Origin of the sequence: Marinobacter sp. ELB17, assembly GCF_000169375.1 — a bacterium.
Lineage (GTDB): Bacteria > Pseudomonadota > Gammaproteobacteria > Pseudomonadales > Oleiphilaceae > Marinobacter.
In genome coordinates, this window is the sequence record NZ_AAXY01000001.1 from 362,803 (window position 1) to 378,944 (window position 16,142).

Sequence of the window (16,142 nt, forward strand, 5' to 3'; positions counted from 1 at the left end):
AATGAGGTGACTATGAAGGCGACCTTTCGCCACTGTGTAACATCCCTGATGCTGGTGTTGGCATTGCTGCCGCTGGCGGCTCAGGCCGAGCGCCAGCTGCTGGACCAAGTGGTTGCGATTGTCGATGACGACGTGATTCTGGCCACCGAGCTGGATGCCCGCATCAACTCCATTGTTACCCGGCTGCAATCCCAGGAAACCACCTTGCCGCCGCGCAGCTTGCTTCAAGAGCGGGTGCTGGATCAGCTGATTACCGAATCGGTGCAGCTGCAGATGGCGGGCAAAATGGGCATGCGCATCAGCGATAACGAACTGAACGAAACGATGGTCAGTATTGCCGGTCGTAATGGTATGAGCCTGGAACAGTTCGAACAGCAGTTGGCCAACGAAGGCGTCAGCTACCGTGATGCCCGCGAGCAGATCCGCAATGAATTGCTCACCAGCCGGGTTCAGCAGCGCCAGGTAGGCAGCCGTATTCGGGTAACAGACCGCGAAGTTGAAAACTATCAGCAGGCGCAGCAAGCCGGCGGTGGCAATACCGCCGAGTATCGCCTGGCTTACATCTTTATCGAAACCGAGGACCCGAGCAGCGATGCGTCGGTTCAAACCGCTCGCAGCAAAGCCGAGGCACTGCGCCAGCAGATTGTGGAAGGCCGGGATTTTCGAGCGGTTGCGGTAGCAGAATCGGATGCCAGTAACGCTCTTGAGGGCGGTGACATGGGCTGGCGCGTTGAAAGCCAATTGCCGTCTCTGGTGGCTCCGGTAGTGCCAGACCTGGTGGTGGGCCAGCCGTCCGAAGTATTGCAGAATAGCAGCGGTTTTCACCTGGTGATGGTGATGGAGCAGCGCGGTGGCGAACAGCAGAAACTGGTTCAGCAAAACCGGGTAAGGCATATTCTGGTGCAGCCGTCTGACGCGATCACCGAGGCCGAAGCCGAGGATAAGGTCCGCGATCTTTTTGAAAAATTGCAAAACGGCGCTGATTTCGCCGAGCTGGCCAAGGCCGAGTCTGACGACACAGTGTCGGGTTCTGACGGTGGTAATCTGGGTTGGGTAAACCCCGGGCAGATGGTGCCAGAATTTGAACAGGCCATGCAAAACGCCACCGTGGGGCAGATTGAAGGCCCGGTGCGTTCTCAGTTTGGTTGGCATCTGTTGCAGGTGCAAGAGCGTCGGCAGAAAGACATGAGCGACGAATTCCGCGAATCTGAAACCCGCCAGACCCTTTACCAGCGCAAGTTTGAAAATGAACTGCAGAACTGGCTGCGGGAAATTCGTGATGAGGCTTTTGTTGAGTTCAAGCCGGGCTATGCCGAAAGCAGTGACACTGAGGCCACCGACACAGATGAGAACGCATCATGAGTGAGCGGATTACCCTGGCCTTGACCGCTGGGGAACCCGCCGGCATTGGGCCTGAATTGTGCCTGCAACTAGCGGGTCAGGAACGGCAGGTAGGCATTGTTGTGGTGGCCAGCCAGCCGTTGCTGGAAGCTCGTGCCCGTTTGCTGGGGTTGAGCGTTCAATTGATAGCCTGGCAGCCTGGCATGGCCGTTAGCACTGCCGCCGGCGAGCTGTCGGTCATGCACGTTAACGGCTGCAATAGTAATCAGGCTGGCCAGCTGGATACCGGCAACAGCCAATATGTGCTGGATACCCTGACTTGCGCTGCCGAAGGCTGCCTGAACGGCAGTTTTGACGGCATGGTGACCGCACCGGTGCATAAGGGGGTGATTAACGACGCAGGCATCGCCTTTCGTGGCCACACCGAGTTCCTGCAGGAATTGTGTGGTGTTGAGCGGGTGGTCATGATGTTGGCCACCGAAGAATTGCGGGTGGCATTGGTAACCACCCACTTGCCCCTTAAAGACGTGTCTGCTGCTATAACGCCCGAGCGCCTGAGCCAGGTGGTGCGGATTTTGAACGCCGATCTGAAAACCTTTTTCAATATTGCACGGCCGCGCATTCTGGTGGCCGGACTGAACCCCCACGCCGGTGAAGGCGGGCATCTGGGGCGTGAAGAAATCGAAGTGATTGAACCCACACTGGCGCGGTTGCGCGCCGAGGGTATAGGTCTGACTGGTCCGCTACCAGCAGACACTCTATTTACGCCGCACTGGCTTGATAACGCCGACGTCGCACTGGCGATGTTTCACGATCAAGGCCTGCCGGTGTTGAAATTTCAGGGTTTTGGTCGCGCGGTGAATATCACCCTTGGCTTGCCCATTGTGCGCACCTCGGTGGACCATGGCACCGCGCTGGATTTGGCTGGCACCGGCAAAGCCGACGGCGGCAGCCTGTTAACAGCCATTCGCGTGGGTGAACAAATGGCCCGTGGTTTGCGCGCAAATCAGATGAAGAGAGAAATACCGTGAGCAGACAACCCGGCCATCAGGCCCGCAAACGCTTTGGCCAGAACTTCCTGCACGACCCCGGCGTTATCGAGCGTATTGTCCGCTCTATTGCCCCCAAACCTGATCAGTCTATTGTTGAAATCGGCCCTGGCCTGGGCGCCATCACCGCAGAAATTCTGGCGGTGAATCCGCGCCTGCAGGTGGTGGAGCTGGATCGCGATTTGATACCAATATTGCGCACCAAGTTCTTTAACTATCCGGAATTTCGCATTCATCAGGCCGACGCGCTGAAGTTCGACTTTAACGAGCTGGTGGGCGAACAGCCGCTGCGGATTATTGGCAATCTGCCCTATAACATTTCAACTCCGCTGATTTTTCACTTGCTGGCCCACAGTGGTGTGGTTCAAGACATGCACTTCATGCTGCAAAAAGAAGTGGTTCAGCGTATGGCGGCGGTGCCGGGCGACAACAATTATGGCCGTCTGGGCATCATGACCCAGTATTTCTGCAAAGTGCAGCCACTGTTTGAAGTTGGGCCGGATGCCTTCCGTCCCGCGCCAAAAGTGGATTCGTTCATTGTCCGGCTGGTGCCGTACGCCACCTTACCGCACCCGGCTAAAGACCTGGGTACGCTGCAGGCGGTGGTGCGCAGTGCGTTCAACGCCCGCCGTAAAACCTTGCGCAAGGCCCTGGGCGGTTTTGTTACCGCCGCCGAGCTCCAGCAGTTAGGGATCAATGACGGCCTGCGCCCGGAAAATCTCGGTCTGGCGGAGTATGTCGCCATCGCTGACTATCTGGTGGCACGCGCACCTGGTGCTGACCTCGAGGCACCCGGAGCTGGCAATGAGTGACCGTCTATGAGTGAGTATGCCATTGGCGACATTCAAGGGTGTTACGACGCTTTGCAGCAGGTTTTAGACAAGGTCGGATTCTCGCCGTCGCGGGACCGTCTGTGGGTAGCGGGAGATTTAATCAACCGCGGTCCGCAGTCCCTGAAAACACTGCGCTATATTGCCAACCTGGGCACCAGCGCCGAGGTGGTTTTAGGCAATCACGACTTGCACCTGCTAGCGGTGGCTATGGCAGACCACAAGACAAAGCGCAAAGACACTCTTGACAGCATTTTAACGGCGCCCGATCGCGATCAGCTTCTGGATTGGCTGCGCCAGCAGAAACTGTGCGTTTATGATCCCAAGCGTGATCTTTTTATGGCCCACGCCGGGCTTCCTCATATCTGGACGGTGGAGCAGGCCTGCACCCACGCTTGCGAAGTAGAACAGGTGATCCGTGGCCCTCAAGCCGCCGAATACTTTGCCGGCATGTACGGCAATCAGCCCGCAGCCTGGCAACCTGGCCTGAACGGCATGGACCGCTGGCGGGTGATCACCAATTACTTTACCCGCATGCGCTTTATCTCCGCCGATGGTGCTTTAGAATTGACGGCCAAAGAATCTGTGGACACCGCACCGGCGGGCTTTGCGCCTTGGTTTGACTATGCCCGCGACGACAGCACTCGCGTGGTGTTTGGCCATTGGGCCGCACTGGAGGGCCATACCGGTCACAAACGCTTTATCGGCCTGGATACCGGCTGTGTCTGGGGCGGAACACTGACCTTGATGGACCTGGATAGCGAGGAGATCACCTGCTGTGACTGCTAAGCATACTGAATCGAGACTGGCTGGCCACGCCGACGGCCAGACTGCGGCTCGTCCAGCGTTGATAATTTGGGCTTTGGTAACCGGTGCCCTGCTGGCACTGACCGCGGTGATGGCGGGTGCCTTTGGCGCCCACGGCCTGCGCAATGTGGTTGATGCCCGTGGCCTGGAGGTGTTTGAGATGGCTGCGACATACCAGATGTACCACGCCCTGGGGCTGGTTCTGTTGGCCGTAATGGCCGGATTTGGCTTGTCGCGCAAGCTGCTGACGGTGGCGGCGGCTTTTTTGCTGGCCGGTGTGATTTTGTTCAGCGGCAGTCTGTATGCGCTGGTGCTGGTTCAAACCAAAGGCCTTGGTTTGATTACGCCCATCGGCGGGGTATGTTTTATGATTGGCTGGCTGCTACTTGTGGTGGCGGCACTCACATTTAAAGCGGATTCAAAACGGATTGAATAAGGTAACGGCTATGAAATTGACAGTGAACGGTGAGCCAATGGCGTTGCCAGCCGGCGCCACCGTGGGTGCCTTAATCAAGCATCTGGGCTTGGCGGGCAAGCGCCTCGCCATTGAACTGAACGAAAACATAGTGCCCCGCAGCCAGCACGCAGACACGGCGCTGGCTGAGGGCGATCAGATAGAAGTGGTGCGCGCCATTGGTGGCGGTTGACCGTTAATAACCAGACGCTTTGCGCAAAATCTCTCGCACAGGCTGCCACAGCTTGGGCGAGCTGATCAGTATATCTTTGCCCCATAAGTCCGCGGGTTGATTTTCGGGTACCTCGCCGAAGTGTCCGGCGCGGGCGCCGGCCTCAATGGCTATCAGCCTTGCGGCGGCAAAATCCCAGGGGCTGACATTTTCGTAGTACACATCCAGCCGGCCGCAGGCCACCCAGCATATATCCAGAGCCGCAGAACCAATTCGGCGCAAATCACGGCATTGGTGAATCATTGCATCCAACCGCTTTAACAGCGGTTCCAGCGCGTCTTTTGTATAAGGGAAGCCGGTGGCAAACAATGCCTGGCGCAGTTCGCTGGCGTTGCTGTGGCGGATCGCCTGGCCGTTTAGGGTTGCCCCTTCACCGCGGGTAGCGCGGAAGGTTTCACCTTTGCCGTTCTGGCCAGCGAAGGGTGCGTGCACAACGCCTGCCTGTACTTGGCCGCGCTCGGCGTAGGCGATGGAAACGGCTACTTGTGGGTGGCCGTAGGCGTAGTTCACGGTGCCATCGATCGGGTCAATCACCCACAGCGGGGTATCGATGTGCTCGGCCTGAGTCAGGTCGGGCATGGTTTCTTCCGACAGAATGCGATGTTCCGGAAAGCGTTTACGGATGGCACTGGTAATAAACTCGTCCGCCATTACATCGGCGTGAGTCACCAGTTCGGTTTGCTGTTTGTAATCGGTACGCAAGGTGTTGTGATCGCGCTCGTGGCGAATCATCTCTCCGGCTTCAAGGGCCAGGGCTTGGGCAAAATCGGTGATTTCGTGCAGGGAAACAGAATCAGACATGGCGCCTCCTGGCCGTTGGAACAGATGAACGCATCGTTTTAGCATGTTGCCTGTGGGTCGCCCGCGCACATCAAGGTTGTCCGTAAAGCGGCGCTCAGATCCGGTGTGGTTCTAGCTCCGTGTGAATAATTTGCCGCCCCAGCATAATAATGCGGCCGCTATAACGTTCTTCGCCGGTGGTGGTGAAGTCAAACATGAAGCGCCGCCATACCCGCAGCTGTCCGCCACTGTCGCGTTTTACCCACACGCCGCGCAGGTATACAACGTCATCCAGCAGCATCACATCCATGGTTTTGCAGTAGCGCTTGGCCGCAACCAGCACTCCATCTTTTATGGCCTTGGCCCGCCACCAGTACCAGGTAGCGAAGCCAAGAACAAACAGCCAAAACAGATTGAGCAGCGTCAATGCGAATTAGCTGGCTGGAGCGTGGTTGGGGTGATCGCGATTTTCTCCATTGTCATCCTTATGCTTGTCTTTGCTGGCGGCGTTGTGGTCCCGGGCTAGCAGCACGTAAAACGCTGGCAGTACAAACACAGTGAGCAGAGTGCCAATGCCCAGCCCGGCAGTAATCGTAATGCCGATCGAGAAACGGCTTTGAGCGCCCGGTCCGGACGCCAGCAGCAGCGGTACCATCGCGAAGATCAGCGCCAGTGACGTCATAATAATGGGCCGTAAACGAATAGATGCGGCTTCCACCACTGCATCCAGTTTGTTCAGACCTTTATTTTTTTGCAGCTGGTTGGCGAATTCCACAATCAATATGCCGTTCTTCGACACCACGCCTATCAGGGTAATCAGACCCACTTGGGTGTAGATGTTCATGGTAGCAAAGCCCAGCACAATAAACGCCATGGCTCCGGCTACCGACATGGGCACTGAGATCAAAATGATCAACGGGTCGCGCCAGCTTTCAAACTGCGCCGCCAGCACCAGGTAAATCACCAATAGCGACAGGAAGAAAGTCACCATCAAAGCGCTTCCCTGTTTCGCTTGCTGACGGGTTTCGCCCTTGTAGTCAAAACCAAAGCTCTGGGGGAAAATATCCGCCGACGCCTGCTCCATGAAATCCATGGCGGTACCAGAAACCACACCAGGCGAAACCACGCCTTCAAGGGTCAGCGAATTTTGTTGATTGAACTGGGTACGGTTCGACGGTTCGACGTCGCGGCTGAAAGACACCACGCTGGACAAGGGCACCAGGGCGCCGTTGTCGGCACGAATATAGTAATCTTTCAGAGCTTGTTCGTCTGTGCGAAAGTTTTGATCCACTTGGGGAATAACCTGATAGGAACGGCCTTCCATACTGAACCGGTTAACGTAACCGCCGCCGAGCATGCTGCTCAGCTGCTGGCCCACGTCTCTCATCGACAGGCCCAGGTCTGCTACCCGATCACGATCCACATCGATGCGGGTAACCGGCTTGTCAAAGCTGATGGACTTGCGCAGGAACATGAAGTTGCCACTTTGCATGGCCGCGCCTATCAATTCGTCGGCAACGCTGCTCAATTGCTCGTAACTGCCACCGGTGGTCACTACAAACTGAAACGGCAGGCCGCCGCCAGAACCGGGTAGGGACGGACGGGCGAATACTGCCGTTTGCAAACCGGTCACTTTACTCAGTTCAGCGGTCATCTTGGGCTGCACTTCAAACTGGGTTATGTCGCGCTCTGCCGAGGGCTTCATTTTTAGTCCGCCAAACACCGCGTTTGGCGCAGTGAAGCCCAGAACCATAAAGTCTTCGTAATAGCCGTCGACTTTTGATAGCCGCTCTTGAACTTCTATGCCGTTTTCGAGCAAATAGTCGAGGGTGGAGGTTTGGGGCCCCAGACCCTGGTAGAACAGAATGCCCTGGTCTTCGGTCGGCGCCAGTTCACTTTGGCTCATGGTGACCATGAAGTAGATTGAGCACAATATCGCCAAGGCAAAAAACACCACCACCGACTTGGTTTTCATCAGCGACACAAGGGCCGTGGAATAGCCATTAGCAATGCCCTGAAAGGTGCGCTCTACCAGGCGTTCGAATTTGCCGGGATCGCCGTGGGGTTTAAGAACTTTGCCCGACAGCATGGGCGACAGGGTCAAGGCTACAATCCCGGAAACCACTACGGTGCCGGCCAGAGTAAAAGCGAACTCGGTGAATAGCGAGCCTACCAGACCCCCCATAAACCCAATGGGCGCATACACCGCAACCAGGGTTGTTGTCATGGCAATAATGGGCACAGCCATTTCACGGGCGCCATGGATGGCCGCATCGTATCGTGATTTGCCGTTCTCAATGTGCCGGTGAATGTTTTCCACCATGATGATGGCGTCATCCACCACCAGGCCGATAGCCAGTACCATTGAAAGAAGGGTCAGCAGGTTCAGCGAGAAGCCGAACAACAGCATCACAAACGCACCGCCCACCAACGATAGTGGAACCGCAATCGCGGGAACTATAGAGGCTCGCACAGAGCCCAGGCTTAAAAACACGACGATCAAGACAATCACCAGCGCTTCGGCCAGGGTTTTAATCACTTCGCTGATGGATTCCTCAATAAACTGTGAGCCATCGTAGGCCAGCTGAACCTCAAGGCCTGAGGGCACCTGACTGCGAATACCCGGCAGTTCATCTTTCACCAACTTGGCCACGGTTAGCGGGTTAGCTCCGGGGGCTAGCTCAATGGCGGTGAAGGTGGCCGGGATGCCTTTATACATGGCTAGCTGGTCGTAAGATTGTGCGCCCAGTTCAACCCGCGCAATGTCCTGCAAGCGGATCTGGGTGCCGTCTTTCTGTTTTACCACGAGTTGTTTGAAATTTTCAGGGTCGGCAATGTCGGTGTTGCTGGTCAGCGCTACCTCGGTAAACTCACCTCTGGTGGTGCCAACCGCGGCCTGATAGTTATTCGCGCGCAACCGATCGACAACCTCTACCGGGGTCATGTTCACCGCAGCCAGGCGTTCCGGGTCCAGCCACACCCGCACAGCAAATGTGCGCCCGAGCAACTGAGCCTTACCGACGCCGCTAATTGCTTGCAACTGGGGCTGCACAACCCGGGTCAGGTAGTCGGTAATTTGCGGTACGCTTAATGCGCCTTCACTGTAAAACGCGATGTACATCAATGCAGTGGAGTCGCCGGTGCTGGAGCTGATGACCGGGTCCTGGGCTTCGGTCGGCAACACGTTACGTTGGCTTGCCACTTTCGACTGAATCTCGGCAAGGGCCGCATTGGCGTCGTAGTTTAGATTCATGTGGGCTTCTATGGTTGAAGAGCCCTGGGCACTGGTCGAAATCAGATAGTCGATACCGCTTGATTCAGCGATGGCCTGTTGAAGTGGCGTGGTGATAAAGCCTTGAATCAGGTCTGAGCTGGCGCCTGGATACGCGGTAGAGACGGTGACGGTGGTGGTTTCCAGCTGCGGGTACTGGCGTATTTCCAGGTCCATGGCCGCGCGAACACCCAGCAGCATAATCAGCAGGCTTACGACGGTTGCCAGCACCGGGCGCTGGATAAATATGTCGGTGAAACGCATTATTCAGACGCCTCCTGTTGACTCTGGCTGGCGTTCTTTTCAGCGTTGTCACTGTCGTCCTGAATCTTCACGGGCTGGCCCGAGCGCAGTCGCAGCAGGCCCTTGGAGACCACCGTTTCGCCCGCTTCCAGGCCCTCAAGAACCGCAACCCTGTCGTCACGGGCATCGCCCGAGCGAACACTGCGACGTGTGACCACTTTTTGGCCTTGGTCATTGTCTTCTACTACGAAGGCGAAATCGCCATAGGTATTGTAGGAAATTGCGGTGCGCGGCACGGTCACTACGGTTATGTCGTCAGGCTGACGTGTGTTCACCGTGGCAAACATGCCCGGGCGCAGCCGTTGGTCGCGGTTGGCAAGGGTAGCGCGAATGCGCACGCTGCGGGTGTCGGCGTTCACCGACGTATTGATGGCGCTGACGGTGCCTTTGAACTCAGTATTTGGCGCCGCAGCAACGGTGGCCACCACAGAATAGCCCACGGCTACGTCAGGTAGATTCTTTTCCGACAGGGTGTAATCGGCGTAGATGGGGTCGAGCATGTTGATTTCAACAATCGGCGTGCCGGTGCCAATGTACTGCCCCTGATCCACCAGGCGAATACCCAAAGTGCCGTCAAAAGGTGCGCGAATTACTTTTTTACTGAGCTGGGCTTCGGCTTCGTTCACACGGGCGTTGGCGGCATCGTAGTTAGCCTTGGCTTGATCATACTGCGACTGTGATACCGCGCGTTTCGGCAACAGATCGGCAATGCGCTGGAACTCCTGGCGGGCGAGCTGGGCCTCGGCGCCGCGGGTGCGCAGGGCCGCTTCTTCAATGGCGGCGTCCAGGCGAATCAGCACGTCGCCCTTGCTGACAAGGTCGCCGGATTCAAAGTTGATCTGCTGGATAACGCCTGGCACTTCGTTGGCCACATCAATGCCATTCACCGCCACAATGCTACCCACGGCCTTCACGGTCGGTGTCCACTGTTCGGTCTGCGATTGCACCACCGAGATTTCCGCCGGCGGCTGCGGTTGTGACATTTGTTCCTGCATCTGGCCAAATTGCCAGAATGTGTATCCGAAAATACCGCCAAGAACGACGCCGAGAAAAACGATAGCAATAACGAAGCGAAAAGCAGTGCGCATAATGGCAGACCTTGATAATTCAGATTACGCCCCATATTCGCACAGGCATGGCAGCGGCGGGGAAAATTTAGGTTTAGCGAAGAAGCATAGCATCCTATAAAAGTTGCTGAAACGTTGATCTGCTTTGTATGGATAGACTTCGAGGTCGGTGATGCTTGCACGGCACCCCCCAAAACGATACTAAAACTGTGTCGAAACCCTGTTGAAACTATGTCCTATCTGGCTTTGTACTGGCAGTTGATGACAGAATTACGGCCGAAGTTACCATGGGGATTAGCGCATGCACTGGATTTTGGGAATTGCCTTGGCCGCCGGGCTGTTTGTGGTGTTGCGGCAATGGGGAACTTTGACGCCAGAAAAGAAAAAAGCGGCCACCTGGAAAGTCATTCTTATCGGCGGTGGCGGGCTGTTGCTGCTGATGGTGTTGACTGGGCGGATTCATGTTTTGACAGCCGCTGTTGCCGCTTTGCTGCCTTTGCTGAGAAAGCTGCCAGCGCTGTTGAAATACCTGCCCTTTATTCAGCGCACCCTTAATGGTCAGGCTGGCAATGGCCGGGCTAGTAATGGCCAAGGCAGGCGTAATCAGGGTAGCACTGACGGTGAGGAGCGCCAGCGGACGGGCGCTGATGTGGCCGGGCAAGTCAGCGAGCGCGAAGCCTGCGAGATTCTTGGAGTGGAGCCAGGGTGCAACCGCGATGACATCGTGATGGCCCATCGCCGGCTGATGCAAAAAATCCACCCCGATCGCGGCGGCAACGACTACCTGGCAGCCAAAGTTAACGAGGCAAAACGCGTTCTACTGCGTGGGGCCAAAACCTGAGGCTTAGGGCAAAATGTCCACCCGCACGCGAATCTCGCTGCTGCGATTTTCACTGCTATTAACTTGGTACACAATGTCGGAATTTTCGCGGCTTTCGCTGCGTTCAACGCCACCCAGAGATACCCACTGCCCGGGTTGAACCTGACGAATAGTCATTAGCGCTTCCGTGTCATAACCCGGCAGGGCGGGGGCGTCTTGCTCAAACGACATAATACTGAGTTCTATATTCTGCGGTGAAATCATCCGCGGAGTAACCACAAAGCCGCTGCGGGTTTCCACCAGCTGCAATAATACAGCTGGATTTCGGCCGCCACGGGCCGCGAACGGCAAGCTGCGAATTTGGCCGGCACTGACCTGAGCAGATTGCCCGTCTTGAACAATCAATGAGCGCTCGCGATTGCCGGATGATCTGGTCGTTTTGCTCTGCGCACTGATCGTGACTGTATTGCTATTAATGATGTTGCGACTACCTGACGCGTTATTTTGAGTCAGGTTAACTCCGCCACCGCTGCGTTTACCGCCGAGATATTCCCGAGACTGCACGCTGATGCGTAGCTGCGCCGTAGCAACGTCCAGTTGCTGAATAATCTGACCGATCTCGTCCAGTAGGCGAGTCTCGCCGCGAGCTACAATTTTCTGCCCGACAACGGTGACATTCACTTCTTCGTAAAGATCGCGAATTTGCGCGGCCACATCAGCAGCCGGGCGTTGGTTCAGGTTGTAAGCCCGGCTTTGGCCTGCCGCAAAGGCATGGGTTGAAGCCAAAAACAGGAGGAACGTAATAAACAGCACCATTATGTTTGGCGCTGTGAGTCGGGAAATACTGGGACAATTCATGGAGTACTCCGCGGTTTGGGCAGGTGCCTGCTATTGACACCGCCAGATAAAAACTTTGCATAAGTGGTTGCCAAGTTGAAAACAGGCCGGTTATAGTAAAAAGCATGAAGACTCAGCCAGCAATTTGCCAATTAAATGTTCAGCAAGCTTTCGGTATTGAACCGTCAGCGGTGGTATTGGCTGTTTCGTTTTGGTGGCGCGACTATGGCTTTTATTTTAGCCAGACCCCGGGCCGCCCTTAGATCTTCATTACTGAACAACGAGGAAGGCAGCCCGGCAGACCACCCAGGCTGCCACCGGACTCAAAAACCCCGACTGGTAGCCCAGCCGGGGTTTTTTGATTTTGGAACAGGGAAACGGACACACCGCCATGAATATGCCATTAAGTGCTGTTGAGAATCCGATGGAGAATGCCGTAAAAAGCGCCGTAAAACATGCGGTAAAAATTGCCCCAGCCCGTCGCCGCGAGGTGGCTTTGCCCACGCCTGATCAGTTGCGCGGAGATTTTCCGCTAGTAGCGAAGCTTGAGGCACAGGTTGAACATCAGCGCCAGGCGATTCGTAATATCCTCAATGGAGCGGACGACCGCCTGCTGGTAGTGATCGGGCCATGTTCCATTCACGACGAGGTGGCCGCCCTGGAATACGCGCAAAGGCTGAAACAGCTTGCGGCGGATGTTAGTGACCGTATGTTGATTGTGATGCGCGCCTACTTGGAGAAACCCCGCACCACAGTTGGCTGGAAAGGTCTGTTATACGATCCTGAACGCAGCGGGCAGGGCGATTTGCATCAGGGCTTGGTGCGCTCGCGGCAATTGTTGCTGAATCTGGCGGCCACCGGCCTGCCGCTAGCCACGGAAGCGCTGAGCCCGTTTGCTATGGATTATCTGGGAGACCTGGTGAGCTGGACGGCTATTGGTGCCCGTACCACGGAGTCGCAGCTGCATCGCGAAATGGCCAGCGGCTTGCCAATGCCGGTGGGTTTTAAAAATGGCACCGACGGCGGCATCGCGGTGGCCACCAATGCCATGCAGTCCGCGGCCCACGGCCACCATCATCCAGGGCTGTCTGCCAGAGGCACGCCGGTCATGATTTCTACAGAGGGCAACGCTGACACCCATTTGGTTTTACGTGGCGGTCGCGGTATCACCAATTATGACAGTCACAGCATTGCCCGCGCGACCCATGCGCTGCAGCAGGCGGGCCTGAATCCGGCGGTGATGGTGGACTGCAGCCACGATAACGCCTGCAAGCAACACGAGCGCCAGCAGGAGATAGCCCGCGATGTCGTCGCCCAACGGCGCGCCGGTAATCGCCACATTTGTGGGCTAATGTTGGAAAGCTTTTTACAGCCGGGCCGCCAGAACGACGGCGCTGACCTTCAGTACGGTTGCTCGATTACCGATCCGTGCCTGGGATGGGAGCAGACAGAGGCTCTGATCCGCTCACTGTAGACAGCAATAACTGACCGGCCAAAAGCAGCAGCACACCGCCCATCAGTCGGTCCAGCCAGTGACCGAAACGGTTAAAGCCTTTGCGTACCCTCGGCTGGCTAAAGAACACAGTCACCAGGCTGAACCACAAAAAAGTGGCCAAAGCCATGTACAGGCCATAGCCGGCTTGTATAACAACCGGTGTGCCGGGGCTGATAATCACCGAAAACAGCGAGACAAAAAAAAGCGTGGCTTTGGGGTTGAGCGCGTTCGTCAGAAAGCCCAGGCGCAGCGCCGCCTGGCGGCTTTGGTGCGGTGCTTTTGTAGCCTCCACGTAAACCCCTCCGGCCTTGGCCCGCAGGCATTGCACCGCGATCCATGTCAGATACAGAGCACCAATCACTTTCAAAATGCTAAACAGCAGCACCGATTGCTGAATAAGCAGCCCTATGCCCAACAGTGAATAAGCCACATGCACTAAAATCCCCGCGCCTATGCCTGCGGCCGTTAACAGCGAGTTTGCGCGGGTTTGGCGCAGTGCCTGGCGCAACATAACTGCAAAATCGGGCCCCGGGCTGGCGACCGCCAGAAAATGCACTAGAACGACGATCAGAAATTCTGGCCAGAACGTGTTCATGCCACGTACTCCTTGTGTGGATCGGATGAGGGGCCGGTATTGTGAAACACAACGCATTGACATGCCAAGTACAAACGGCTGCTATAGTCATTGTTCAAGATACGTTCACAAGGAGGCTGTTATGAAACAGCGAAAGGTTGAGGTAGCCATTATTGGCGCCGGCACCGCCGGTATGGTTGCCTACCAGCGGGCGCGTAAACATACCGATAGCGTGTTGCTAATCGAAGGCAAGCAATACGGAACAACCTGCGCCCGGGTAGGATGTATGCCCAGCAAATTGTTGATCGCCGCTGCTGATGCGGCCCACGCAGCCCGCAGTACAGGCCTTTTCGGAATAACCTGCCCCACAGTTGCAGTTGATGGTGAGGCGGTGATGGCACGGGTGCGATCGGAACGAGATCGGTTTGTTGCATCGGTGGTGAAGTCTGCAGAAAGCTATCCTGAGCAAGATCGGTTGCTCGGCAATGTACGTTTTGCCTCGCCGCACTGTTTAATGGTGGGTGACCATACCGAAGTGACGGCTGAGCGCATCGTCATAGCGACCGGCTCGCGCCCCAATATTCCGGGGTTTTTGAAAGAGGCCGGAGATCGCCTGGTGGTCAATGACGACCTGTTCGACTGGCATGACTTGCCGGCCTCGGTGGCGGTGTTTGGTCCCGGAGTCATTGGCCTTGAGCTGGGCCAGGCACTGGCGCGGCTGGGCGTGCGCATTCGCATGTTTGGCGTGAGTGGAAGCCTGGGTTCGCTGCAAGACCCGCAGCTGCGTGACTACGCGTTAAAAAGCTTCAACCGCGAATTCCCGCTGGACCCCGACGCCGATGTCACGGCGGTTGCGCGCAGTGCCGAGGGTGTCTCCATAAGTTTTAAAAACGCCGACGATAAGATCGTAACCGAAGAATTCGACTATCTGCTGGCAGCAACCGGTCGGCGCCCGAATATCGACGGGCTGGATATACAAAACGCGGATCTGCAGCTGGACGACCACGGCATACCGATTTTCGATGGTTATACTCTGCGCTGTGGCGATAGCCACATATTCATTGCTGGCGACGTTAACAACGAAGTGCCTTTGCTGCACGAAGTCGCTGATGAAGGGCGTATTGCTGGCGACAATGCTGGCCGCTACCCAGATGTTAGAGCAGGATTGCGCAAAGTGCCGCTGGCGGTAGTGTTTACCGACCCGCAGATCGCTTCGGTGGGGCTGACGATCCAGCAGGTGGATGAACGTTGCCGCGGCCATTACGCGGTGGGTGAAGTCAGTTTCGAAGATCAGGGCCGCAGCCGGGTGGTTGGTAAAAACCGCGGGCTGCTGAGAGTGTACGGCGAACACGGCAGCGGTTTGTTTATGGGCGCCGAGATGTTTGGCCCTGCCGCCGAGCACATTGCCCATTTGCTGGCCTGGTCGGCTCAGCGCCGAATGACGGTGAGTGAAATGCTCGAAATGCCGTTCTATCACCCGGTGATTGAAGAAGGTTTGCGCAGTGCCTTACAGGACCTGAGCCGTAAACTCAGTATGGGCCCTGCTGCTGACAGCAACTGCATGGACTGCGGTCCGGGCGTATGACATTTGGCCGGTCTAGATGAACGTTTGTTATGGAGCTTGGGTGCCACCTGGCCTTGAAATTAACCTGAGGCGGGCCCAAGTCTGATCCTATTGCGGTGATCAACTCGTTAAACTTCCGCTTTACCGCGCGCGGCGCCACACTGGTGTTAATGTCATCGAACGTCAAGGAGACGAACATGAGTAAGAACTTTCTTGGTTTGGATACTGCGAAAACTCAGAAGCTGGCGGATTCGTTAAACGACTTGCTGTCTAACTATCAAATTTTTTACATGAACGTGCGTGGTTATCACTGGAACATCAAGGGCGATAACTTCTTTGAGTTGCACGTTAAATTTGAAGAACAGTACGACGCGTTGCTGCTGAAGATTGATGAAATTGCCGAGCGTGTTTTGACTCTGGGCCACCACCCCGCCCACGCTTACAGCACCTACATGGAACGGTCTGACATCCCCGAGCGTAAAGACGTGTCTAACGGCAAAGACGCCGTGCAGAACATAACAGAAAGCTTTGTAAAATTGATTGGCAAGCAGCGCGAACTGCTGAGTTTAGCCAACGACGCTGACGATGAAGGCACCGCGTCGCTGATGAGTGATTACATTGCCGAGCAGGAAAAAACCTTGTGGATGTACCGCAGCTATCTGGGCCAGTAAGCCCCGGTAAAGGTAAAAATGGCGGCCATATGGCCGCCATTTTTTTA

16 protein-coding genes are annotated in these 16,142 nt (G+C 56.2%); 10 read left to right on the forward strand and 6 right to left on the reverse strand.

The window, feature by feature from the left end; all coding sequences use genetic code 11:
- Positions 1-12 precede the first annotated feature (12 nt).
- The 6 genes from MELB17_RS01750 to thiS are packed head-to-tail and all read left to right on the forward strand — an operon-like array spanning position 13 to position 4,674.
- The gene (locus tag MELB17_RS01750; RefSeq protein ID WP_036183303.1) at positions 13-1,362 is read left to right on the forward strand and encodes a peptidylprolyl isomerase; all 1,350 of its coding nucleotides are present in this window, start codon (positions 13-15) and stop codon (positions 1,360-1,362) included.
- Positions 1,359-2,372, forward strand: a complete 1,014-nt coding sequence (gene pdxA, locus MELB17_RS01755; RefSeq protein WP_007348405.1) for a 4-hydroxythreonine-4-phosphate dehydrogenase PdxA — start codon at positions 1,359-1,361, stop codon at positions 2,370-2,372. The genes MELB17_RS01750 and pdxA overlap by 4 nt, the downstream gene beginning before the upstream one ends.
- Positions 2,369-3,202 carry a 16S rRNA (adenine(1518)-N(6)/adenine(1519)-N(6))-dimethyltransferase RsmA gene (rsmA, locus tag MELB17_RS01760; protein ID WP_007348406.1) on the forward strand — a complete coding sequence of 278 codons (834 nt, stop codon included), beginning with the start codon at positions 2,369-2,371 and terminating at the stop codon, positions 3,200-3,202. The genes pdxA and rsmA overlap by 4 nt, the downstream gene beginning before the upstream one ends.
- 6 nt (positions 3,203-3,208) lie before the next feature.
- Complete coding sequence (locus tag MELB17_RS01765; protein WP_007348407.1) at positions 3,209-4,009, forward strand: symmetrical bis(5'-nucleosyl)-tetraphosphatase; 801 nt, start codon at positions 3,209-3,211, stop codon at positions 4,007-4,009.
- Positions 3,999-4,463 (forward strand): DUF423 domain-containing protein, encoded by a 465-nt coding sequence (locus MELB17_RS01770; protein ID WP_007348408.1) that lies wholly within the window; start codon positions 3,999-4,001, stop codon positions 4,461-4,463. Before MELB17_RS01765 ends, MELB17_RS01770 begins: the two co-directional genes overlap by 11 nt.
- Before the next feature lie 10 nt (positions 4,464-4,473).
- On the forward strand, positions 4,474-4,674 hold the full coding sequence (gene thiS / locus MELB17_RS01775) for a sulfur carrier protein ThiS (protein WP_007348409.1): 201 nt from the start codon (positions 4,474-4,476) through the stop codon (positions 4,672-4,674).
- Positions 4,675-4,677: 3 nt separating this feature from the next.
- On the opposite strand, the gene MELB17_RS01780 is transcribed toward thiS, so the two are convergent.
- The 4 genes from MELB17_RS01780 to MELB17_RS01795 form a co-directional block, all read right to left on the reverse strand.
- Entirely contained in the window at positions 4,678-5,514 is an 837-nt protein-coding gene (locus MELB17_RS01780; protein WP_007348410.1) for an inositol monophosphatase family protein, read from the reverse strand.
- Between the two features lie 94 nt (positions 5,515-5,608).
- A complete protein-coding gene (locus tag MELB17_RS01785; protein WP_007348411.1) occupies positions 5,609-5,920 on the reverse strand; it encodes a DUF3301 domain-containing protein in 312 nt (103 codons plus the stop codon).
- Positions 5,921-5,926: 6 nt separating this feature from the next.
- Positions 5,927-9,028: an efflux RND transporter permease subunit gene (locus tag MELB17_RS01790; RefSeq protein ID WP_007348412.1), complete on the reverse strand. Its 3,102-nt coding sequence runs from the start codon at positions 9,026-9,028 to the stop codon at positions 5,927-5,929.
- Positions 9,028-10,155, reverse strand: a complete 1,128-nt coding sequence (locus MELB17_RS01795) for an efflux RND transporter periplasmic adaptor subunit (protein WP_007348413.1) — start codon at positions 10,153-10,155, stop codon at positions 9,028-9,030. The genes MELB17_RS01790 and MELB17_RS01795 overlap by 1 nt, the downstream gene beginning before the upstream one ends.
- A gap of 280 nt (positions 10,156-10,435) precedes the next feature.
- Here MELB17_RS01795 and MELB17_RS01800 point away from each other — a divergent pair, with 280 nt between their 5' ends.
- Positions 10,436-10,975 (forward strand): hypothetical protein, encoded by a 540-nt coding sequence (locus MELB17_RS01800; protein WP_007348414.1) that lies wholly within the window; start codon positions 10,436-10,438, stop codon positions 10,973-10,975.
- 3 nt (positions 10,976-10,978) lie between these two features.
- Here the strand turns inward: MELB17_RS01800 and MELB17_RS01805 are convergent, their stop codons facing one another.
- The gene (locus MELB17_RS01805; protein ID WP_157133226.1) at positions 10,979-11,812 is read right to left on the reverse strand and encodes a secretin; all 834 of its coding nucleotides are present in this window, start codon (positions 11,810-11,812) and stop codon (positions 10,979-10,981) included.
- 370 nt (positions 11,813-12,182) lie between these two features.
- On the opposite strand from MELB17_RS01805, the gene MELB17_RS01810 reads away from it, so the two are divergent.
- Positions 12,183-13,265 (forward strand): 3-deoxy-7-phosphoheptulonate synthase, encoded by a 1,083-nt coding sequence (locus MELB17_RS01810; RefSeq protein ID WP_007348416.1) that lies wholly within the window; start codon positions 12,183-12,185, stop codon positions 13,263-13,265.
- Here MELB17_RS01810 and MELB17_RS01815 read toward each other — a convergent pair.
- Positions 13,210-13,881: a LysE family translocator gene (locus tag MELB17_RS01815; protein WP_036183130.1), complete on the reverse strand. Its 672-nt coding sequence runs from the start codon at positions 13,879-13,881 to the stop codon at positions 13,210-13,212. The genes MELB17_RS01810 and MELB17_RS01815 overlap by 56 nt on opposite strands.
- Before the next feature lie 121 nt (positions 13,882-14,002).
- Here MELB17_RS01815 and MELB17_RS01820 point away from each other — a divergent pair, with 121 nt between their 5' ends.
- Positions 14,003-15,445: a dihydrolipoyl dehydrogenase gene (locus MELB17_RS01820; protein WP_007348419.1), complete on the forward strand. Its 1,443-nt coding sequence runs from the start codon at positions 14,003-14,005 to the stop codon at positions 15,443-15,445.
- 176 nt (positions 15,446-15,621) lie between these two features.
- Positions 15,622-16,095, forward strand: a complete 474-nt coding sequence (locus tag MELB17_RS01825) for a Dps family protein (RefSeq protein WP_007348420.1) — start codon at positions 15,622-15,624, stop codon at positions 16,093-16,095.
- The last annotated feature ends 47 nt before the right edge of the window (positions 16,096-16,142 follow it).